The sequence below is a fragment of the Paenibacillus sp. G34 genome (genome assembly GCF_056856875.1).
Genome location: NZ_CM166469.1, coordinates 6,434,938 through 6,456,786, shown reverse-complemented (window position 1 = coordinate 6,456,786; position 21,849 = coordinate 6,434,938). Strand labels below are relative to the sequence as shown.

Below are 21,849 nucleotides of genomic sequence, written 5' to 3'. Positions count from 1 at the left end.
GCATAACTTATTTCAGGAACGATGGAAGTGTTGTCTCGCTTATGGAATAAGAAGCACCTGCTGATACGCGGGAGCTATTACGAAACTAGGTGGTAATCTACGGAATGAAAGAACAATTTTCGAAGTTGTTTGGTTTGGCGGAGCGCAATAACGGAGATGAGATTAAACAGGTCCCGGTTGATGAAATTGTGAGCAGTCCGTATCAACCCCGTACTATTTTTGATGATGATAAGATTGATGAGTTGTTGCAAACGATCAAAACACATGGTGTCATTCAACCCATTGTTGTTCGTGTTCGGAATGGATCATATGAGATTATTGCTGGGGAACGCCGCTGGCGTGCTGTTCGCAAACTGGGCCTTGAACACATCCCGGCCATCGTACGCGAATTCAACGATTCTCAAGCAGCATCCATTGCTTTGATTGAGAACTTGCAGCGTGAAGGTTTAACCTCTATTGAGGAAGCGGTTGCTTACCAAAAGTTGATTGATCTGCATCAATTGACACAGGAGAGCCTTGCTCAACGACTTGGCAAAAGCCAGTCTACCATTGCCAATAAGATTCGGTTGTTGCAACTTCCAGAAGGTGTGAAAGCAGCTTTGATGGAACGGAAGATATCCGAGCGCCATGCAAGGGCCTTGTTGTCCCTGGATACAGAAGAGTTGCAATTGAAATTGCTGGGCGAGATTATTGATAAGGAATTGAATGTAAAGCAGACCGAAGTTCGTGTTGCTTTTTATAAAGAAGCTTCCAAAATTAAAAAGTCCAAGCGGATATCTTTTACGAAAGATGTTAGGCTCGCACTTAATACGATTCGTCAGTCCATCGATATGGTAACAGGGTCAGGTATGGATATTAAAACTAAAGAAGCTGATCATGAGGATCATTACGAAATCGTTATTCATATTCCAAAACGCAAATAATTGAAGCTTATGGCGGCAATGGCCGCTTTTTCTGTCTATACAGTCAGTTTTGTCATGTGACGTGAAGGGAACAAATCGTTTTGCTAAAGAAACGGTAGTTGTTGTTCGTGTGGACGGGTGGTCGCCTGCTTAGTATTAACTGTAACTCACAACCTACAAGAAAAGACTCCTATTTTATTTGAGGTGAAGGTATTGTCTAAGATTATGGCCGTAGCAAATCAAAAGGGCGGTGTGGGGAAAACAACGACATCCGTTAACTTGGGTGCAGGACTTGCTTCACTTGGGAAAAAGGTACTGCTTGTCGATATTGACCCCCAAGGGAATACAACGAGTGGAGTCGGGATTAATAAAGCAGATGTGGCGAATTGTATATATGATGTTCTTATTAATGATGTGCCTCCCCAAGAAGCGATTGCAGAGACACAGATTGAGGGACTTCATATCATACCTGCAACGATCCAACTTGCCGGAGCCGAGATCGAATTGGTATCCACCATATCACGAGAAGTTCGCCTGAAAAAGGCACTTGCACTCGTGAGAAATAATTATGATTATATTCTGATTGATTGTCCGCCATCGCTCGGTATGTTGACAATCAACTCACTGACTGCCTCTGATTCCGTGATTATTCCGATTCAATGTGAGTATTATGCATTGGAGGGGTTAAGCCAATTGCTGAATACAGTCCGACTCGTACAAAAACATCTGAATACCTCTCTTCAGATTGAAGGTGTATTATTGACGATGTTTGATGCTCGTACGAATCTCGGCATTCAGGTTATCGAAGAAGTGAAGAAGTATTTTCAGCAAAAAGTGTATCAAACCATTATTCCGCGTAATGTACGACTTAGTGAGGCACCATCTCACGGGCAATCCATTATTACCTATGATCCCCGTTCCCGAGGAGCGGAAGTGTATTTAGAGCTCGCAAAGGAAGTGATTTCTTATGAGTAAGCGGCTTGGAAAAGGACTGGATGCCCTCATTCCTTCGCTTTCAATTAATGACGACGATAAAGTCGTAGAAATCCCGATTAGCCAACTGCGGGCTAACCCTTATCAGCCGCGTAAAGCATTTGATGAGGAAGCAATACATGAACTGGCGGAATCAATCCGGCAGCATGGTGTCATTCAACCTATTATCGTTCGCCCTGTACTTCGGGGATATGAGATTATTGCAGGCGAGCGCAGGTTCAGGGCATCACAGTATTGCGGTAACGCGACCGTTCCGGCTGTTGTTCGTACATTCAATGATCAACAGGTGATGGAAATTGCCTTGATCGAGAACCTGCAGCGTGAAAACCTGAATGCAATGGAAGTTGCAGTAGCCTATCAGGGCTTAATGGATCAATTCTCATTGACTCAGGAAGAGCTGTCTGTAAAGGTAGGCAAATCACGTTCCCATATAGCTAACTTCTTGCGACTGTTGGCTTTACCAGAGGAAGTAAAGGATTATGTTTCACGTGGAACATTGTCGATGGGCCATGCTAGAGCCATCGTGGGCGTGAAAGATGAAGTTCTGGTCAAGCAACTTGCTAAACAATCTATTGAACAGCAATGGAGTGTCCGTGAGCTGGAGGAAGCGGTTCAACAATTGGATCGTTCCAAAACAGGTGATAAGGCTAAAACGAAGCTTAAAAAGAAAGATCCTTTTATCGACACCTTGGAGGAATCACTGCGGGAACGGTTCAAAACGACAGTGAAAATCAAACATGGCCAGAAAGATAAAGGTAAAATAGAGCTCAACTACTACAGCAAACAGGATCTCGAACGGTTATTAGAACTGTTGCAATAACACCTTGGTTGGATCATTACAACACGCAGAGCTACTCATGTCATGACATATCGCCTCTGTGTCCTGGAGAAACGATATGTCATTCTTTGTTTGTGGGCAAACCCTGTAATTATTCCTTATAAGCAGAGGTGGTAGGAAGATGGAGAAACTAATCTATCTGGATCATGCAGCAACATCTTGGCCTAAACCACCTGCTGTTGGTGAGGCGATGATGAATGCCCTTGAATTTGCTGGTGCTAACCCGGGTAGGGGTAGTCATCGTATGGCTGTGCAAGCTAGCAGGGTTTTGTTTGAAACGAGAAAAGGGTTAGCAACTCTGTTTGGTATTAAAAATCCCAATGATATTGTATTTGGCTCCAATACGACCGAAGCTCTTAACCTTGCAATTCAAGGAGTTCTCCGAGACGGTGATCACGTCATAGCCACGATGGCTGAGCATAATTCAGTTCGACGTCCCTTGGAATTCCTTCGTAAACAGGGGCGGATTGAGGTTGATTATGTGCCCGTTACTGCTTCCGGAATTATGGATATGAAAAAGATGGAGCAGATGTTTCGGAAAAACACTCGTTTGGTTGTGTGCACACACAGCTCTAATCTGTTGGGTAGTATTATGCCAGTTGAAGAAATCTCACAACTATGCCGAAAATATCAGGCTCTATTACTGGTAGACGCTGCACAAAGCGCCGGAGTCATACCAGTTGATGTAGGACGACTAGGCATCGATCTGCTTGCTTTTCCAGGTCATAAGGGTTTACTGGGACCCCAAGGTACAGGCGGCTTGTATATCGCTCCTGAGCTTGATGTGCAACCTCTGCTTCATGGAGGTACTGGCAGCCAATCCGAAGCTGTTGAGCAGCCTAAAGTGCGTCCAGATCGCTATGAAGCAGGCACGCCTAATACGGTAGGGATAGCTGGATTGGGAGCAGGGGTGAAACATGTACTTGCTATGACACCCAATATAATCTACAAGCATGAATGGGAACTCTCACAGCATATAATGGACGGGTTATCATCCATTAAAGGCATTCAAATGTTGGGCCCAGCCATTGGACAACCACGAACAGGATTAGTATCCTATATAATTGAGGGATATGATTCAGCTCAGTTGGCATTTCAGTTGGATCGGAACTATGGTATTGCTGTCCGTTCAGGCTTCCACTGTACTCCACTTGCACATGAGGCTGCCGGTACAACGGCTACCGGAGCTGTTAGAGCAAGCGTAGGATACAATTCTACCCATGAAGAGGTCGATGAACTTATTCGGGCCATAACGGAGTTGACAGCAGTGAAGTAGGAGTTACAAAAAGTTTTCAACATTCTGTTATTTAAAATGGAAATATATGATTAATTCCTTGGATAACGGGTTGATTTATAATAAAAGCTAAGGACTACGGACAGACGTGAATCTGATCAAAAACATAGAGGGGTAGTTGCACTTACATGGCTGAATTAAATGAGCTGATTCTGGAACAGCTATTGTGGATTATTGGCGGATTGGCATTGCTTACGGTGATTTTACTGATCGTGAGTATTGCTCAAGGGGCAAAGTTACGGAAGTTTAAACGTAAATACGAAGCCATGATGGCTGGCAGTGGCGTGGAGGATCTGGAGTCTCTGCTAATCAATCTGAAGATTCAGATGGATAGCATTGAGGATGAACACAAGCTGCAAACGAATCAGTTGCAAACAGCATTGCAGAAGCTGGCTCGTATTCAGGGCAAGGTCGGTGTGAAAAGATATAACGCGTACGGAGAGCGTGGCAGCGACCTGAGCTTTTCGATAGCCATGATTAATGAAAGCCAGGACGGTATGATCCTTACCGGGTTATTTAACCGTGACGGTTCATATGTATATGCAAAACCTCTAAAAGGGGGAGAGTCAACGTATACACTTTCCCCAGAGGAAAAGGAAGCCATTACTCTGGCACAGCAAGCAGAGTAGACCGGGTATGCCACTCCCGAATTGCCGAATAGAGACTGCTTGCTATAATTTCAGACATCCGCATAACGAGACTTAGTCGTGTGTTCTGAAGCACAAAGTATTCCATAAAACCGCCGACGTTAACGATACCTGTCAGATGGATATCGCCGACCGGCGGTAATTCTTTATTCACCCCTGCGCCAGGTTTAAGCGGGCCGTTAACCACCTGAATGCAACCGACACTTGCGGATTGACCGAGACAGGCATCAATACCTATCACATATGGATTGTGATGGGTGTTGTAAATGTTGTGCAGTGTATCTTGCAGATTTACAGCATGAACAGGCTCATCCAATGTGCCATACAGATGGAACAGGGGGCTGTCCCATTTGGCGAGTGACGTCCCTACCAGCGGTCCGAGACAGTCACCTGTGGAGCGGTCTGTACCGATGCAGACAATCACTACATTTTGCAAGGAATGAGCTTTGTAGAGATGGAACATTAAACGATGTACAATGGCGGAGTGTACGCCTGGATCAGTGTGAGGAATTTTCAAACTGGTCATATCTTGCGACGAAAAGGAACGCGAAGTAGGATTCATAGGATCTATCCTTTCCCTTGGAATAGTAGTATCAGTATATGGAAAGGTAGAGTGTTTTATACTTCGCAAGGACAGGCTTTTTGCCTGAGAGCCGCTGATGGGTGAAAGGAGCAGGACATGGACGAATGGATGGACAATTGGATGCTGATTGCTTTTGATTCAACACAGCAGGCACTGCGCGCGGAGATGCTGCTGGAGTTTGCCGAGATCGAAATCGATCTGTTTCCAACACCTAAGGAGATTACGGCGGGATGTGCACTGTGCATTCAGTTTCCGAAAGAGGATCTGATGCGAGTACAGAAAATTATTCGTGATGAGTTTGTTGAGATTCGTGGCCTCTATTTCAAAACCGAAGACAGCTATGATAACATACCGATGTAGAGGGGTGATCAAATGTCATTTTATTTTGCCCAAGGAAGTACTTCTGGTAATGAAACGCCTCAACAGGCAGTGACTAACGCCATCCGTTGGACGGATCAAGTGTGGGCTAAAATTTCGGATACGGATATGTGGCTTAACATCATGTTCAGTTCGATTCGCATCCTCATTATTTTCATTATCAGCCGTATTGTGATTAAAGTGGTGTCCCGGGTTATTGATCGTTCGATGGCACGGAAGCAAGAAGGCAAAATACGTGTGAATCCGCGAAGGTTTATAACGATTGGTGAGTTGCTGAAAAATGCGACGTCGATAACATGTAATTTTATTATGATTCTGCTACTGTTATCGGAGATCAATGTTCAAGTTGGTCCACTGCTGGCCAGTGCCGGGGTCTTGGGACTCGCGATTGGTTTTGGCGCACAGGGATTGGTGAAGGATGTTATCACGGGATTTTTCATTATATTAGAGGATCAGTTCGCTGTAGGAGATGTGATTCAGACAGGGACGTTTAAAGGAACGGTTGAGGTTATCGGTCTACGAACAACCAAACTGGTAAGCTGGCAAGGGGAAGTACACATCATTCCGAATGGTACGATTGCAAGTGTGACTAACTATTCGATGTCTAATTCGCTCGCTGTAGTGGATATCCCGATGAAGGCTGATCTGACACTGGATGAGTCCGTACATTTGGTGAAGCAATCACTCGCAGGCATTGAAGAACGAGATCTGAATATTGTGAAGGTGCCGGATGTGCTAGGTATCCAGTCGATGTCCACTTCTGATTATGTCATTCGTGTGGTAGCAGAATGTATGCCGAACTCCAGGTCTTCGGTGGAGCGCCAAATTCAGGGAGATGTAAAGAAAATACTCGAGTACCATGAGAGAAGCAAACTGGCTGCATTGGAGCAGGCGGCTGCGATGGATAATAATGAGGGAGATGGTGCAGGTGGAGCGTAAAAGTTTCCAGCTTGGAGATATCGTACAGATGAAAAAGCAGCATCCCTGTGGAAGCAATGAGATGGAGATCATTCGTATGGGGATGGATATCCGGATCAAGTGTGTTGGCTGTAAGCATAGCGTGTTGATTCCCCGGGCCAAGTTTGAGAAAAACATGAAAAAAGTGCTTCGTTCGGTTGAAGAGGATGCGGAGTCCTGAGGATAAGGTAGAAGAGGAAAACAGATCCCCGGTTTGAGCCGCATGATTTATCCAGATAGGTGTGCTGAAATGTACTGGGGGAATAGCGTTTACATGCAGGCAGGGCATAGGTGTTGATTTCCTTCTACAAGCGTGATATAATCAATTTTGCTGCGGAAAGGTACCCAAGAGGCCCAAGGGGGCTGACTCGAAATCAGCTAGGCGTGTCACAGCGTGCGTGGGTTCGAATCCCACCCTTTCCGCCACTTCAGTCTTTATTGTTCAGTGAAAGATATAATGTACATAGCTCCATGGAATGGAGTTCTTATAAAAAATGGTTAAGGGGCTTCCCAATGGGGAAGTCCTTTTTCATGTGTAATTTACTCATATGGCATGTTATAAAAATAGTTGTCCAAAAGTAAACAAAAATAAAGAAGTAAAGAAACAAAGAGCCCCTAAGGGCTCTTTATCCGGCGGCACATGTTTAGTTAGATCACAATCATCAGTCGTAACGACAGAAACGCTGGCTGTACTGCTTGCAGCAATACCCGTGCTTCAGACAAAGGTCTTACACACCCACAAGCTTCTTATATTACGTGATGCATCCCCAACAGCGAAAAATCGGCTTCGTTGTCCAACGGAACCACACCTCTCTCGTGCACCGCCTGATTGTATTATGTGCTAACTGACGTTTTATATACGCGGTCATGAAAAAATATTTAGTGGACGCGTGCTTTGGTAAGCTTTTTCCACTTGCGGTTTTGATTGCTCGTTTCCGGAAAGGCTTCGCCTTTTTTCAAGGTTACTCGCTTGGGGTCATTAATCTCCGTGTGAAAACTTTTTTCTCCCACTTCAGTATACTCTCCATCGTTTGGCGCTTTGTCTCCCGGTTCAAACTCGGTTCTTTCGCCCATAATAAGCAGCCTCCTCCACAGAATGAGATCATTGTTACTTCTATAGTCTGTTCCAGCAGAGGGCTATTCATGTTAGAGATTATGTACCAATATGCACAGGGAACGTTTGCTTGCATTTCGTCAGCGTATTTGTTATATTAATATAGTTCGAGTTTGTGCTCGTTCCTTGCTCTCAACCTGGATTGAGGGCCAGAGTCCATAAGGAGGTGAAAATTATGCGCAAATATGAAGTGATGTACATTATTCGTCCTGACGTTGAGCAAGAAGTTGTTCAAGCTACAGTCGATAAATTCCAAGGCATCATCTCCAACGGCGGTGGTGAGATTACAGCTCACGACGTTATGGGTAAACGCCGTCTTGCGTATGAGATCAAGAAATTCCGTGATGGTGTTTATGTTCTGGTACACTTCACTGCTGAACCAGCAGTAGTTACTGAGCTTGAGCGTCTCATGAAGATTTCTGACGAAGTAATTCGTTATCTCATTACCAACGACGTTAAGTCTGCCTAAGACGATAACTCGTGATTATCGCACCAATACGCTCAGAAGGAGGGGATTACATTGTTGAACCGTGTCATTCTGATCGGCCGGTTAACCCGGGATCCTGAGTTGCGTTACACTCCAGCAGGAGTAGCCGTGACACAATTTACTTTGGCCGTAGACAGACCGTTTACAAGCCAAGGAGGAGAGCGGGAAGCAGATTTTATTCCGGTCGTAACCTGGAGACAGCTTGCTGAGACTTGTGCAAATTATTTGCGTAAAGGTCGTCTGGCTGCAGTCGAAGGACGCATTCAAGTACGGAACTACGAGAATAACGAAGGAAAGCGTGTATACGTGACCGAAGTCATTGCCGATAATGTTCGTTTCTTGGAGTCAGCTAACCGCGAAGGCGGTGGCGGCGGGGGACAACCTATGCGTGAAGAGCCTTCTTATGGAGGCGGCGGCGGACGTGCCAGCAATAATAATGCTGCGCGTAGCAACAATCAGGATCCTTTTTCCGATGACGGAAAACCGATTGATATATCGGATGATGATTTGCCATTTTAACGTGGGCCGATACTCCTTAGGAGATATGGGTTACATGATAGGAAAGGACTGAAAAGCATGGGCTTCAAGCAAAGAGAAGGCGGAGACGATAAAAGACCGGCACGTCGTGGTGGTCGCAACAAACGTCGTAAAGTGTGCTTCTTCACAGCGAACAAAATTACTCACATCGATTATAAAGATACGGACTTGCTTCGTAAATTTATCAGCGAACGTGGAAAAATTTTGCCACGCCGTGTAACAGGTACTAGCGCTAAATATCAACGCATGCTGACGATTGCAATCAAACGCTCCCGTCAAATCGCATTGCTGCCATACACAACTGAGTAGTCTTTACTCAGTTTGCATACAAGAGCAGTCGGCTTATAGCCGGCTGCTTTTTTATTTTTTCTATAAATGCTACGACTCATGATAAAAAAAACATGAAATTTAAAGGAAAATGAAAACGTATAATCATGTAGTTTTACAGAAGAAGCTTTCAAAGCTAAGATGAATTATAATAGAATGTAGTCTGCCATAGATGAGCCTATTCGTATAGCGAAGAAAGTGGTTCATCAATAGATTAGACCTGGGAGAGTATATGAATTCATCACAACGTAAAGAAAGACAGCGAAGGAAGAAAAGCTTAAGGAACTGGATAATCGCAACGATGATCCTATCGGTTGTATATGTATGGCTGCAACAAAAGGGAGACTTGGGAGAGCTATGGAAAGAAGAGACAATCCCTGAGCCTTTACCAATTACAGGTTTGCACCCGGTTGTTGCTGAAAGTGAAGGCGTATTAGTCCGGATGGCTGCCAGACGCGGCATAAATGTTGTGGTTACACACGGATACCGAAGTGAGGAAGAACAGGATACTCTGTTTGCTCAAGGACGATCGTCCTCTGGTAATATTGTTACGAATGCACGAGGTGGGGAATCTTATCATAACTATGGACTTGCCATTGATTTTGCATTGAGGACTCCGGACGGAGAGATTGTATGGGATATGGAGCGAGATGATAATGGCAATGGTAAATCAGATTGGATGGAAGTTGTTGATTTAGCGAAAGAACTGGGCTTTACCTGGGGTGGAGACTGGACTAATTTTCCGGACTATCCGCATTTGCAGATGGATTTTGGTTTAAGCATTCGTGACTTAAAGCGTGGTAAAAGACCCCCGGTTGAACCATAAAATGAATAGTATATATGCATATTTATGAATAATTATTAGAAAAGTCCTGCTTGTTGCAGGACTTTTTTCTTTCTTTTGTAAAATAAATGTTCAAAAGTGACAATTAACTCTTTACAGCAACAATTAAATAAAACTATACTATAATAACTAGATTTTTACGCACACCATACAAACCTTGAATAACTGTATATAAATCGGGTTTGTATGACTTCTTATATATATAAATTTTAAACGACATAATCCCCGTAAATATGACACGATATTCACACCAACTAACTTTTTCTCACGTTAATTAATATTGGAATTACACTTCATGTAATAGGCATGTTATATATGAATCTATAATGATTAATACAAAATACCTCTTATAATTATGAAACATACCCAAATAACCTTACGTTTTACGCAAAAACCTTGGCAAGTATAGCTTTTAAACATAACTATTACCCAGAACTGTAGTTTAGTAAACATTTATTCCAAAAATCTCAAAATAATGATTGACGTTAACTAAAATTACACGTATGATTACAGTAATTATTTGTATGTATAATTCCTGTAGGAATTATCAACATTAATTGACCAATGGTTTAAATTGAAGACTATAATCTTGATTCTGTTAACGATAAGGTATGTTGTATACACTTTTGTTCAATTTATTGAAGAACATGGAAATATACAGTGGATGCATTCTTCTACTTACGAATACAGTCTGCGGAAATAACGGGGTTAGGGTGATTGATTTGAATAATGAGCTATTGGAAGTCAGAGATTTAACGACATCATTCAGAATTGAAGATAATTATTATGCAGCAGTTGATCACGTTAATCTTAAGGTTAAGAAGAATGAAGTATTGGCAATTGTGGGCGAATCAGGATCAGGTAAAAGTGCGTTTGCATTTTCTCTAATGGGATTGCATAACAAAGCCAAAATCGAAGGCCAGATTCTCTACAAAGGGCAAGATATCGCGAACATCTCCCCTAACAAATTAAACAAACTACGCGGAAAAGAAATGGCCATGATCTTTCAGGATCCACTATCCGCACTTAACCCTCTAATGATCATAGGTGAACAGATCGAAGAGATTCTTACACTTCATCAACCGAGGCTGTCCTCCAAAGAAAAGAGAGACAAGGTTATTCACTTATTGAACCAGGTAGGGATTCCACGTCCCGAACAAATATATAAGCAATATCCCCACGAATTATCTGGTGGCATGAGACAGAGAATTGTCATCGCGATTGCGATTGCCAACAAACCAGAACTATTAATTGCCGATGAACCAACGACAGCACTCGATGTTACCATCCAGCTGCAGATCCTGGAGCTAATCCGAGACCTGAAGAAAGAGATTAATGCAGGTATTATCTTGATCACACACGATTTAGGTGTAGTGGCTGAGATGGCTGACCGCGTAGCTGTTATGTATGCAGGTGAAATTGTTGAAATTGCAGATATCGTCACGTTGATGAGCAATGCCAAGCATCCGTATACACGTTCATTGCTTAATTCCATTCCCACTCTCAGTGAAGAAAAATCTAAATTACATGTCATTCAAGGCATTGTGCCTTCTCTTAAAAATCTTCCTCGGCAGGGGTGCCGATTCAAGGCTCGTATTCCATGGATCAGTGAATCAGCTCATGAAGATAACCCGCAGATGCATGAAATTGCACCAGGACACTTTGTAAGGTGTACCTGCTATCAGCACTTTCATTTCCCTGATCAAGCGGAGGAGGAATAACATAATGGCACTACTTGAAGTAGAAGGACTCAAAATACACTTTCCGATTCGCGGAGGATTACTGAAACGGGAGATAAGCAGTGTCAAGGCTGTTGATGATGTCAGCTTCTCCATTGAGGAAGGCCAGACTTACGGGCTTGTTGGAGAATCCGGTTCGGGCAAGACAACAACAGGCAGAGCTGTGATTGGTCTGAATCATGTGACGGGTGGCAAAATTTTATTTAATGGCAGGGATTTGACCAAAGAACGACGCAAAGATCGCCAGCTTCAGCGGGATGTACAGATGATTTTCCAAGATCCTTACTCGTCTCTTAATCCGAAGAAGCGTGTTATGGACATCATTGCTGAGCCTCTCCGAAACTATGAGCGACTAACGGCAACAGAAGAGAAGAGACAGGTTGGTAACTTGCTAGAGAAGGTAGGATTAAGTCCGGAGTCTATCTACAAGTATCCGCATGAGTTTTCGGGAGGACAGCGCCAACGGATTGGAATTGCTCGTGCGATTGCACTCAAGCCAAAACTGATCATTGCTGATGAACCTGTATCTGCACTTGATGTGTCTGTACAAGCCCAAGTGCTCAACTTCATGCAGGAGATCCAGAAGGAACTGAATCTGACTTATTTGTTTATTAGTCATGATCTGGGCATTATTCGCCATATGTGCGACCAGATCGGAATTATGTATAAAGGTCGATATGTGGAACAAGGGACAACAGATGATATTTTTGAAAATCCCCAACATATCTATACTAAACGTCTTATTGCAGCGATTCCGGATATGGACCCGACCAAACGTGAGGAAATGATAGCTTTCCGACAGCAGATCAAATCCGAGTATGAAAACTCATACCGCAATTTCTTCGATGAGGAAGGGCTTGCTTATTCGCTCCAATCTATTTCCGATACTCACCGGGTAGCTTTACCTCAGAAAGGTTGAAAGCCATATGTGGAAAACTATTGTACGCCGAATATTTATAATGATTCCTCAAGTTATTTTGCTCAGTATTCTGGTCTTCCTGATGGCCAAAGCCATGCCAGGTGATGCATTAACGGGTTTGCTTGATCCAAGTATTGATCCCAAAGCGCTAGAAGAACAGCGTGTACGACTGGGGCTGAACAATCCATGGTACATACAGTACTGGGACTGGATCAGACATGCTGCAATGGGTGATTTCGGACAATCTTTCCGTTTCAAAATGCCAGTAACAGATCTTATTGGTCAACGAATTGCCAATACTTTCTGGCTTGCTTTGGCAACACTCATTCTTACGTATCTTATTGCTATTCCACTCGGTATTATCAGTGGTCGTTATAACGATACTTGGTCTGACCGTTTGATCACAGGATACACGTATCTGGGTTTTGCAGCACCGCTCTTTATTTTCGCTCTGTTCATGGTCTGGATTTTTGGTTTCCGTTTTGGCTGGTTCCCGACCGGGGGAAGTGTGGCTCCAGGGCTTACGCCAGGAACATTTGAATATGCCATAAGTAAGATACACCATTTGCTTCTGCCAGCCTTATCGATGGCGTTAATCTCCACCGTATCCACGGTACAATATTTACGCAGTGAGATTATTGATATCAAACACAAAGAATTTGTACTCACAGCAAGAGCCAAAGGTGCTTCGGAATCCCGGATCTACAACAGACATATTTTGCGAAACTCCCTGTTGCCGATTGCTGCATTTTTCGGGTATGAAATTACGGGGCTAATTGGCGGGACCATCTTCATTGAAAGTATATTCAGCTACCCAGGTATGGGACAGTTGTTCCTGAATTCCATCTTATTACGGGATTTCAGTGTAGTCACAGCGCTCGTATTATTATACGGAATTGCTACGATTCTAGGCTCACTGCTGTCTGATATTATTCTGGGATTGGTCGATCCGCGTATTCGCATTAAGTAAGAACTTGAAGATTTCGGGGTGAAAACAGATGAGCAAGGCCAATGATGTTGTTGTAACTTCACAGAAAGTTGATAAAAGTCCTTCCAGCTTAAATATCTTATGGCGAGAACTGGCCAGGGACAAACTAGCCCTCGTTTCACTCATATTTCTGGGGCTTGTCATCCTTCTTGTATATGGATCCTCTATGATTCTGAATCAGGACGACATTGTTAAAGTCGACTTGTTTGCACTATATGAGCCGCCATCCGCGCAATACTGGCTGGGAACAGACTATGGTGGTCGAGATGTATTCGGTCAGCTTGTCATTGGAACGAGAAACTCGTTAACCATTGGTATTTTAGTTACTATAATGACTGGATTCATCGGTATTCTGGTTGGTGTACTTTCGGGATATTTCGGCGGCATGATTGATAATATGTTCATGCGTGTGGTCGACTTTTTCATGATCCTGCCTTTCTTAATGATGGTTATCGCCTTTGTAACAGCTGTACCGAAATATAACATCGTTTCATTCTCGCTCATAATGACCGCCTTCCTATGGATGGGAATTGCCAGGTTGATTCGATCCAAGGCACTTCAGGAGGGCGAACTGGAGTATATTAAAGCATCCAAAACACTTGGATCTTCTCACTTTAAAATTATTGTATCTCAGCTTCTTCCTAATCTGAGTTCAATAATCATCGTTACGATGACATTGAACCTCGCAGCCAATATTGGACTTGAATCCGGGCTGTCTTTCCTGGGATTTGGTTTTCCGGAAAGTACACCAAGTCTTGGAACACTCGTAAGTTACGCACGTAATCCGCAAACCTTGGAATACAGATGGTGGATTTGGCTACCTGCATCATTACTGATCCTGGTATTGATGTTGAGTATAAATAATGTCGGACAGGCCTTGAAACGTGCGACGGATGCAAGACAAAGAAGAGGTTAAAAAAAGGGAGGAAAGGTTCATGAAAAAGGGATTATTTTCACGAGGACTATTTTTCACGATGATGCTGGTCTTTGTATTGGCGCTTGCGGCGTGCTCCGAGAAAGAGGCAGCTAATCCTGCACCGGGAGCAAAAACAGAAGAAGGAAAAACGGAGGAGAAACCCACAAAAGAAGAGGGCGTTTACTCCATTGAAGATTTCAGCAATGTCAAAACAAATGAAGGTACAGCTATTGAAGGTGGATCACTTACCTTTGGTCTCGTATCGGATACAGCTTTCGAAGGAACATTGAACTACAACTTCTACTCTGGTAACCCGGATGTACAAGTTCTGCAATGGTTTGACGAAGGTTTGCTGGCTTGGGATAAAGACTATGTCTACACCAATGATGGTGCTGCGACATACGAAACATCTGAAGATGGCAAAACGTTTACACTCACGATTCGTGACAATGTAAACTGGCATGATGGCAAGCCGGTAACGGCTGAAGATTTGCAGTTTGCTTATGAAGTTATTGGTAGCAAAGGCTATGATGGTCCGCGTTATGATTCCAACTTCACAAGTGTTGTAGGTATGGAAGATTTCCATGCTGGAAAAGCAAAAACAATCTCTGGTATTAAAGTGTTGAGCGACAAACAAATCAGCATTACGTATAAAGAAGCAACGCCATCCCTGCTGACAGGCGGCGTATGGACATATCCATTAGCGAAACATATCTTTGGTGGCATGGATGTAGCGAAAATGTCTTCTTCCAAAGAGGTACGTGAAAAACCAATCGGTTTTGGTCCGTTTAAAGTAGAGACCATTACTCCAGGTGAGTCTGTAACGTATGTTAAAAACGATGACTACTGGCGTGGAGCTCCAAAACTGGATAAAGTGACACTGAAAGTAATCAACCCGAAAACGGTTGTTCAAGAGCTGAAATCTGGTGGAGTAGATCTGGTAGATGCCTTCCCGACAGATCAGTATAAAGATAATGCTAACCTCTCCAATGTAGAATTCCTGGGTGCAATTGACCGTGCGTATACGTATATCGGCTTCAAGCTGGGAACGTGGGACGCTGAAAACAATAAAGTTAAATCCAATCCTGACGCAAAAATGGGCGATAAAAACCTGCGTAAAGCAATGTGGATGGCTGTAGATAATGACCAAGTAGGTAAACGTTTCTACAACGGTCTTCGCTGGAATGCAACAACATTGATTCCACCTTCTCACCCTGAATTCCATGATTCCAACAATCCAGGTGTGAAATATGATCCGGAAGCTGCAAAGAAATTGCTTGACGAAGCTGGCTACAAACTGGACGGAGAATTCCGCACGAAGCCAGACGGTTCACCGCTTGAAATCAACTTTATTTCCATGACAGGTGGCGACACTGCTGAGCCGCTCGCACGTTACTATGTTCAATCTTGGGCAGCAATCGGTCTGAAAGTAAACTTGGAAATGATCGAGTTTAACAACTTCTATGACCGTGTAGGTAACACAGGTAAAGATGATCCAAATGTAGATGTGTATCAAGCGGCTTGGGGTGTTGGTATTGACGTAGATCCATCAGGTCTGTATGGACGTGATGCACTCTATAACTTCCCGCGTTTCTCCAGTGAAGAGAATGACAAATTGCTGGCACGTGGTGTCTCTGCTGAAGCATTTGATGTAGATAAACGTAAAGAGATCTACAATGAATGGCAACAATACATGGTGGATGAAGTTCCAGTATTCCCAACGTTGTATCGTGCCGTGGTAGCTCCTGTTAACAAACGTGTAATGAATTATGCGATTGGTGATGGAACAGGCGTCTACCTGAGCGATCTGGCTGTAAATGCCGATAAACCAGTGGTTGCTCAGTAATCAATTAATCTCTTCATCTGACTTATGTTAAAGTGCCTTCCATTCAGAAAAAGGTTACTTTAAAATGATGATCGAAACATGGATTCCGACACTCTGGCATGGGGTGTATGGAGTCCATGTTTTTTTGTAACCAAAAAATAAAAAAAATTTAACTTTTTTTCAAAAAAGTGCAGACAAAATGCCTCTTCGCTTCGTCTATATAAGTAAGAGGTGATGAATCGATGAAAATATGGTGGAAACGGGCAGGAATGCTGTTCACTTTATTAATAATAATATATTTGGGAGTAAAACCGGACATGCTGGTTGGTAAACCAGGCATTAAAGCGGAATCGGCCGTTTTAATGGATATGAATTCGGAACAGGTACTCATGGAGTATAACGGCTCTGAGGAGATTGCTCCTGCAGGTGTCAGCAAGTTAATGACCGAGTTACTCGTGATGGAAGCCGCAATGAAAGGTGATATTCGTTGGGATGACCCAGTGAATGTAAGCCTGTATGCCAGCTCAGTTGGGGGCAATCAACTTGCGCTCAAACAGGGGGACCGATTCACTGTTCAGGAGCTATTCCAAGTGGTGGCAGTATACTCTGCTAATGATGCTGCAGTTGCTTTGGCAGAGCACATTAGCGGTTCAGAGCATCAATTTGTACAACGGATGAATCAGAAGGCAGCTGAGATAGGCTTGTCAGAGGATACCTATTTCACCAACTCCACAGGCCTAAGCGAGACTCTGCTCGGTCCTAACCGCCCGCAGGATATCCAAGGACAAACATTGATGACAGCAATGGATGCTTGCAAGCTTGCAAGGTATTTGCTCAACCATCACCCCGAGATTCTTAAGATCTCTAATCAAATGCAAGTGTCCTTGCACCAGAAAGGCATCTATATGAGCAATACAAACTGGATGTTGTCTTCAATTGGCGGTCCTTATGCTTATGATGGCAATGACGGATTAAAGACCGGGTATGATGAGGACAGCGGTTACCACTTCGTTGGAACAGCTGAGCGGGATGGCAAGCGGCTGATTTCAGTTGTGTTTGGGACGGATACACGAGAAGGTCGTTTCATTGAAACACGCAAGCTGATGAATTATGGGTTTTCGAACACGAAAATGAACTAGAATACTCCCCATGTCAAGGAAAGTTGCCGCTGTTGGAGTTTGGATAATTATAGTAAAATAGGATATGGATATCACGTAATTCACTTTTAAGGGGGAAATCTTTTGAACTCAATGAGTAAAAGAGTATATGCACTCACGCTGTCCATGGCAATGTCCATCGCTTTGATTCAGCCTGCGGTGCAGGCAGCCGAAGCGGTCAAACCTACGGCGGCAGTCTCGGAATCGATTGTTTCCAAAGCAACACAGACCCTGCAACAACTGGGATACATAGACGGTACCACGGACGGAATGAAAGAAGCAGCAACACCAATTACACGTGCAGAGGCTGCAATCATTTTGCAACGTGTGCTTGAACTGGATGCCCCGGCAACTCTAACAGGCTTTGCAGACGTTTCGGCAGATGATGCTGCCGCACCAGCCATCTATTCGTTGAAACAAGGCGGACTCATTCAAGGTAAAGCTACAGGTTATGCTCCAGATGCTCCGCTCACACGTGCCCAGATGGCCTCTTTGTTCACACGTGCATTTGAACTGAAAGATAATGGGATCCAGGTGGTTTATAGTGATGCTGACCAAATCCCGGCTGTACATGTGAATGATGCTGTTCGAGTTAAACAACATTTTATTATCGAAGGTAGTGCATTTCATGCGAAACAAGCAGTGACACATGGGGAATTTGCGAGTGCACTGTATCTTGCGCTGGGCCTTGATGTGAAGAAAGCAGGGCTCACACCGCTTGAGGACTTCTTCAAACAGCCTGCTCAGGCAGGTTTCCAAATGTCTCCAGATGGCAAACGTTTGGCTTACATGGAGCCGTGGAACGATCGGATGAACATCGTGGTTACGGCAAATGGTCAAGATAAGCCTGTACGTATTACAAGTGAAACGGATCGGAGTATTGCGGGGTTTGCATGGGCAACCAATGACAAACTGCTGTATTTCAAGGATGCGGCCGGAGATGAGAATTATCACCTGTATGTTACAGATATCGATGGCAAAAACAGCAAAGATCTGACGCCTTATCCAAACACAAGAGCTATGCTCGTCGATTCTTTGGAGAATATTCCAGATGAGATTTTGGTGAGCATGAATAAGCGTGATCCGAAAATTTTTGACGTATACCGTATCAATATCAAAACAGGTGAAGCAGTGCTTGCTGCCGAGAACCCGGGTAATATTACAGGCTGGATGACAGACCATGAAGGGAAAATCCGTGTGGCCGTATCCAGTGATGGCAATGTATCTTCCTTGATGTACCGTGAGGCCGAGAATCAGCCGTTCCAGCCACTGATCACAACGGATCTGGGAGATACTTTTGCCCCCTTCATGTTTACCAGCGACAACAAAAACATGTATGCCGTCTCTAATCTGGAGCAAGACAAAATGGCTATTGTGGAGTACAATCCAGCAACCAAGAAGGTGATCAAAACCCTTTTTGAAAACAAGGATGTGGATGTGAGCAATGTTATTCCTTCCAAGGAAAAAGGGAAGATCCTTGCAGTAGTCTATGAGACAGACAAGGTCAACTATGAGTATTTTGATAACAATTTCAAGACACTAATGCAAGATATCAAAGCCAAGGTACCTGGTAAAGAGGTCAGCATTGTAAGCACAAGTGATAATGGGCAGGTACTCTTTATTGCTTACAGTGACAAAGCGATGGGCACGTATTATTTCTACGATTCAAAAACAGGCAAACTCGATAAGCTGGCGGATACGGCTCCGTGGATTGACGAGACCAAAATGGCAGATATGAAACCAATTACATTCAAGTCTCGTGATGGTCTGGACATTCAGGGGTATCTAACGCTACCACAAGGTGCCAAAGCTTCTGAAATTCCACTGGTCGTTCTTCCGCATGGCGGACCGTGGGCCCGCGATTCATGGGGATATATTCCAGACGTTCAGTTTCTGGCGAGTCGTGGATATGCTGTACTGCAAGTGAATTTCCGAGGATCGACAGGTTACGGCAAGAAGTTCTTGGAGGCAGGTAATAAACAGTGGGGTAAAGCGATGCAGGATGATCTCACGGATGGTGTAAACTGGCTGGTAAAAGAAGGTACAGTTGATCCGAAACGAGTAGCGATCTATGGTGGTTCGTATGGAGGTTATGCAGCTCTGGCTGGCTTAGCCTTCACGCCTGATGTATATGCTGCCGGGATTAGCTATGTAGGTCCATCCAACATTTTTACACTACTTGACTCACTCCCGCCTTATTGGGAATCGATGCGCACTTTGTTTTATGAGCGTGTAGGTGATCCTGTGAAGGATAAAGAGCTGCTTACCGCAATCTCACCACTCTTCCATGTCGATCAGATGAAAGCACCATTATTGGTTGTTCAGGGTGCCAATGATCCGCGTGTCAAACAGGCAGAGTCTGATCAGATTGTCGAAGCGTTGCGTAAACGTGGAGTAGATGTACCTTATATGTTGAAAATGAATGAAGGTCATGGCTTCGCCAATGTGGAGAACCGACTGGATCTCTACCGTGCTATGGAGAAGTTCCTGAACCGTCATTTAATGCAGTAACAAGAGCTGAGGTTGTTCTCTGATTCCCATAGGGGATTGGGGCACAACCTCTTTTTTCGGATCAACAGACAGAGAAATTCATCATTAAAATGAAATGCCAATGTTATACATGGTAAGCATCTAAATATATTCATCAATTGACATATAGACTCGCTTTATTTTAAAATGACCAGTGAGTCATTACTATTCATTCGGGTTTATATAAATATCATTGTGAGCCGACAAATGTGTACCGACAAGAGGGAGAAACAAGATCAGACTTAGGAGGGACTTCGAATGCAAAAAGAAATGAAATGGCCATTGATTCTCTTTGCTGTAGGTGTATTTATGGCTGCACTGGATAACGGAATTATTACATCGTCGCTGACCACGTTAAATGCTTCGTTTGGTGTATCCCCAACGTGGGGTGCATGGACGATTACACTGTACACACTTGGACTTGCCATCAGCGTACCGATTGCGGGCAAGCTGTCGGACCGTTTTGGACGCAAGAAACTGTTTCTCATCGAGGTTGCTTTGTTTGGAATTGGATCACTTCTTGTTGCACTCAGTACTTCGTTTACATTTTTCCTGATTGCCAGAGTCATACAGGCACTTGGCGGTGGCGGGATATTCATCATTGCAAGCTCTTATGTACTTAGCAAATTTCCTGCTCAGCGGCAGGGTACCGCTCTTGGCCTTCTGGGAGGTATGAACGGCATTGCAGCTATTCTTGGACCCAATATCGGTGCGTTTATTCTTGATGTTACCGGGAACTGGCACTGGTTGTTTCTTATCAACGTACCGATTGCAATCTTGCTGTTCATTGCCGGCATCCGTTATATCCAGGAAGAACAGGAGCTCAGCCGGGCAGCTGTCGATTGGAGCGGTATAGCGGTCTTAACGTTGGGCGTACTGAGTCTGATGTACAGCTTCAGCAATCTGGACGGTGTAAATATGCTTCAAAGCTTGGCTTCACCGATGTTCTATAGCTTCTTTTTGGCGGGTGTAGCTGTGCTCGTGATCTTTTATTTTATGGAAAAAAGGTTGGAAGGGTCCGACCGTGAACCGGTCGTTTCCACAAAGTTGCTTGGCATTGCGTCCTTCCGCTGGACGTTGCTTATTGCCTTTTTCTCAGGTGCCATTCTGGCCTCCGTCATATTCATTCCAGGTTTTGTCGAGCAATATCTGGGTGTATCGAGCACAGCCTCTGGATATTGGTTTACGCCGCTTGCGCTGGCCTCGGGCATTGGAGCAGGTGGAGGGGGATACCTCGTTGACCGCAAAGGTCCGATCTGGACGTTATCTATGGCAGGCTTGCTCTCTGCGATCGGATTCCTATTGTTCCCGCTGTGGGTAGAGCATATCTGGCAGTTTGTCATTGCGAGTACCCTTGTCGGTATAGGTTTTGGCATGATGCTAGGTGCACCAGTCAACGTGCTGGTGACCGAACAGGCAGGTGAGAACAATAAAGGTATTGCGGTAGCAACAAGCTCCCTGTTCCGCCAGATGGCTATGGCTATTGCACCGACGATCTTTGCCGGATTTCTCGCACGTTCGTTTACTAACCTCGGTTCAAATATCCAATCAGGTTTGGCAGATCGGGGAATTGATATCCCGCCAGCCATGCTTGAGCAATATTCTTCTGGAGGAGCATCGGGAAATGATGTCTCCAGTCTGATGGCCGGATTGTCGAGGATTCCAGATGCAAATATACGAGAAACGTTGCTTCAGGCTGTACATCAAACGACAGGGCAAGGTTACAACGGGCTGTTCTGGTCGGCGGTTATTTTTAGCGTGCTGACGCTAGTCGTTGCCCTTGTGACTGGACGTCTTCGTCAAAAAGAGAAACAGCAGAATGCCGATGGGGCGCTAGGGTCATCGTAACATAAGGAGAAATACGAGAGTATCAGA

Annotated in this window: 22 protein-coding genes and 1 tRNA gene; 21 read left to right on the top strand and 2 right to left on the bottom strand. The window is 44.2% G+C overall.

All coding sequences use genetic code 11. The features are described 5' to 3' along the window. The first annotated feature begins 104 nt into the window (after positions 1–104). The 5 genes from noc to AC1VYS_RS29005 all read left to right on the top strand — a co-directional run bounded on the left by noc (position 105) and on the right by AC1VYS_RS29005 (position 4,656). Entirely contained in the window at positions 105–923 is an 819-nt protein-coding gene (gene noc / locus AC1VYS_RS29025; protein ID WP_482912525.1) for a nucleoid occlusion protein, read from the top strand. A gap of 192 nt (positions 924–1,115) precedes the next feature. Continuing rightward, complete coding sequence (locus tag AC1VYS_RS29020) at positions 1,116–1,877, top strand: ParA family protein (RefSeq protein WP_441929757.1); 762 nt, start codon at positions 1,116–1,118, stop codon at positions 1,875–1,877. Beyond that, on the top strand, positions 1,870–2,715 hold the full coding sequence (locus AC1VYS_RS29015) for a ParB/RepB/Spo0J family partition protein (RefSeq protein ID WP_482912524.1): 846 nt from the start codon (positions 1,870–1,872) through the stop codon (positions 2,713–2,715). Before AC1VYS_RS29020 ends, AC1VYS_RS29015 begins: the two co-directional genes overlap by 8 nt. A 139-nt stretch (positions 2,716–2,854) precedes the next feature. Beyond that, positions 2,855–4,009 (top strand): aminotransferase class V-fold PLP-dependent enzyme, encoded by a 1,155-nt coding sequence (locus AC1VYS_RS29010; RefSeq protein WP_482912523.1) that lies wholly within the window; start codon positions 2,855–2,857, stop codon positions 4,007–4,009. 146 nt (positions 4,010–4,155) lie between these two features. Beyond that, on the top strand, positions 4,156–4,656 hold the full coding sequence (locus tag AC1VYS_RS29005) for a DUF4446 family protein (RefSeq protein WP_090923593.1): 501 nt from the start codon (positions 4,156–4,158) through the stop codon (positions 4,654–4,656). On the opposite strand, the gene yyaC is transcribed toward AC1VYS_RS29005, so the two are convergent. After that, on the bottom strand, positions 4,631–5,236 hold the full coding sequence (gene yyaC, locus AC1VYS_RS29000; protein ID WP_482912522.1) for a spore protease YyaC: 606 nt from the start codon (positions 5,234–5,236) through the stop codon (positions 4,631–4,633). The genes AC1VYS_RS29005 and yyaC overlap by 26 nt on opposite strands. A gap of 129 nt (positions 5,237–5,365) precedes the next feature. Between yyaC and AC1VYS_RS28995 the strand changes: the two genes are divergently transcribed. The 4 genes from AC1VYS_RS28995 to AC1VYS_RS28980 all read left to right on the top strand — a co-directional run bounded on the left by AC1VYS_RS28995 (position 5,366) and on the right by AC1VYS_RS28980 (position 7,018). Further along, complete coding sequence (locus tag AC1VYS_RS28995) at positions 5,366–5,617, top strand: putative Se/S carrier protein (protein ID WP_441929819.1); 252 nt, start codon at positions 5,366–5,368, stop codon at positions 5,615–5,617. 12 nt (positions 5,618–5,629) lie between these two features. Further along, the gene (locus tag AC1VYS_RS28990) at positions 5,630–6,574 is read left to right on the top strand and encodes a mechanosensitive ion channel family protein (protein ID WP_482912521.1); all 945 of its coding nucleotides are present in this window, start codon (positions 5,630–5,632) and stop codon (positions 6,572–6,574) included. After that, the gene (locus tag AC1VYS_RS28985) at positions 6,564–6,773 is read left to right on the top strand and encodes a DUF951 domain-containing protein (protein ID WP_251508552.1); all 210 of its coding nucleotides are present in this window, start codon (positions 6,564–6,566) and stop codon (positions 6,771–6,773) included. The genes AC1VYS_RS28990 and AC1VYS_RS28985 overlap by 11 nt, the downstream gene beginning before the upstream one ends. A 154-nt stretch (positions 6,774–6,927) precedes the next feature. Beyond that, positions 6,928–7,018: transfer RNA gene (locus tag AC1VYS_RS28980), tRNA-Ser, on the top strand. 453 nt (positions 7,019–7,471) lie between these two features. Here AC1VYS_RS28980 and AC1VYS_RS28975 read toward each other — a convergent pair. Beyond that, entirely contained in the window at positions 7,472–7,666 is a 195-nt protein-coding gene (locus AC1VYS_RS28975) for a YjzC family protein (protein ID WP_342553557.1), read from the bottom strand. Between the two features lie 215 nt (positions 7,667–7,881). On the opposite strand from AC1VYS_RS28975, the gene rpsF reads away from it, so the two are divergent. The 12 genes from rpsF to AC1VYS_RS28915 all read left to right on the top strand — a co-directional run bounded on the left by rpsF (position 7,882) and on the right by AC1VYS_RS28915 (position 21,822). Beyond that, complete coding sequence (rpsF, locus tag AC1VYS_RS28970) at positions 7,882–8,175, top strand: 30S ribosomal protein S6 (RefSeq protein WP_434748659.1); 294 nt, start codon at positions 7,882–7,884, stop codon at positions 8,173–8,175. A gap of 51 nt (positions 8,176–8,226) precedes the next feature. After that, a complete protein-coding gene (ssb, locus tag AC1VYS_RS28965; RefSeq protein WP_090923588.1) occupies positions 8,227–8,712 on the top strand; it encodes a single-stranded DNA-binding protein in 486 nt (161 codons plus the stop codon). A 57-nt stretch (positions 8,713–8,769) separates the two neighbouring features. Next, the gene (gene rpsR, locus AC1VYS_RS28960) at positions 8,770–9,039 is read left to right on the top strand and encodes a 30S ribosomal protein S18 (RefSeq protein ID WP_090923587.1); all 270 of its coding nucleotides are present in this window, start codon (positions 8,770–8,772) and stop codon (positions 9,037–9,039) included. A 250-nt stretch (positions 9,040–9,289) separates the two neighbouring features. Next, positions 9,290–9,883, top strand: coding sequence for a M15 family metallopeptidase (locus AC1VYS_RS28955; protein ID WP_482912520.1), 594 nt, complete (start codon positions 9,290–9,292; stop codon positions 9,881–9,883). Between the two features lie 740 nt (positions 9,884–10,623). Further along, a complete protein-coding gene (locus AC1VYS_RS28950; RefSeq protein ID WP_482915159.1) occupies positions 10,624–11,622 on the top strand; it encodes an ABC transporter ATP-binding protein in 999 nt (332 codons plus the stop codon). Positions 11,623–11,626: 4 nt separating this feature from the next. After that, a complete protein-coding gene (locus AC1VYS_RS28945) occupies positions 11,627–12,559 on the top strand; it encodes an ABC transporter ATP-binding protein (RefSeq protein ID WP_482912519.1) in 933 nt (310 codons plus the stop codon). Positions 12,560–12,566: 7 nt separating this feature from the next. Beyond that, on the top strand, positions 12,567–13,529 hold the full coding sequence (opp4B, locus tag AC1VYS_RS28940) for an oligopeptide ABC transporter permease (RefSeq protein WP_482912518.1): 963 nt from the start codon (positions 12,567–12,569) through the stop codon (positions 13,527–13,529). A 28-nt stretch (positions 13,530–13,557) separates the two neighbouring features. After that, positions 13,558–14,463, top strand: coding sequence for an ABC transporter permease (locus AC1VYS_RS28935; RefSeq protein ID WP_482912517.1), 906 nt, complete (start codon positions 13,558–13,560; stop codon positions 14,461–14,463). Between the two features lie 19 nt (positions 14,464–14,482). Beyond that, entirely contained in the window at positions 14,483–16,309 is a 1,827-nt protein-coding gene (locus tag AC1VYS_RS28930; protein ID WP_482912516.1) for an oligopeptide ABC transporter substrate-binding protein, read from the top strand. Between the two features lie 221 nt (positions 16,310–16,530). Then, positions 16,531–17,427 carry a D-alanyl-D-alanine carboxypeptidase family protein gene (locus tag AC1VYS_RS28925; RefSeq protein WP_482934448.1) on the top strand — a complete coding sequence of 299 codons (897 nt, stop codon included), beginning with the start codon at positions 16,531–16,533 and terminating at the stop codon, positions 17,425–17,427. 111 nt (positions 17,428–17,538) lie between these two features. Beyond that, positions 17,539–19,956: a S9 family peptidase gene (locus AC1VYS_RS28920; RefSeq protein WP_482915158.1), complete on the top strand. Its 2,418-nt coding sequence runs from the start codon at positions 17,539–17,541 to the stop codon at positions 19,954–19,956. 276 nt (positions 19,957–20,232) lie between these two features. Next, the gene (locus AC1VYS_RS28915; protein WP_482912514.1) at positions 20,233–21,822 is read left to right on the top strand and encodes an MFS transporter; all 1,590 of its coding nucleotides are present in this window, start codon (positions 20,233–20,235) and stop codon (positions 21,820–21,822) included. Positions 21,823–21,849 lie beyond the last annotated feature (27 nt).